This is a genomic window from Muricauda brasiliensis, from assembly GCF_003057865.1.
GTDB lineage: Bacteria > Bacteroidota > Bacteroidia > Flavobacteriales > Flavobacteriaceae > Flagellimonas > Flagellimonas chongwuensis.
On record NZ_QBTW01000036.1, the window covers coordinates 1 to 447 of the forward strand.

At 62.9% G+C, this 447-nt stretch carries 1 pseudogene; it reads right to left on the minus strand.

Annotation, left to right across the window (positions count from 1 at the left end):
- Window positions 1-447: pseudogene (locus DCK90_RS16820) on the minus strand (GMC family oxidoreductase); the annotation flags it as partial.

The window sequence follows — 447 nt, forward strand, 5'->3', positions numbered from 1 at the left end:
TTGGAAGTCCCTCGTTGGTCCCGAACACACCGATCATCTTGTCCACCTTGTCGTAGTACGGCTTTACATCGTCATAGCTTATCGGCCAGTTGTCCCCGTAACCGTCCACGTCCTTGTGCTTGAAGTCCTGCGGGCCGAACCGCAGCGATATGCGCCCCCAGTGGTTGGTACGCCCACCCAGCATCCGTGAACGGAACCACGAAAAGTCCGTGCCGTCCTTCTGCGTGTAGGGCTCCCCTTCGATGTCCCAGCCCCCGTAGGCCGCATCGAAGTCCCCGAAGGGACGGAATCGCGTGCTCTTGCCGCGCCTTGGGCTCTCGTACGACCACTTCAGCTGGGTCTGGTGCTCAGGCTTCGCCGGGTCGAAGAAAGGGCCAGCCTCGACAACGGCCACCTTTAGGCCCGCCTCCGACAGCACCTTCGCCGACATGCCGCCACCGGCCCCGG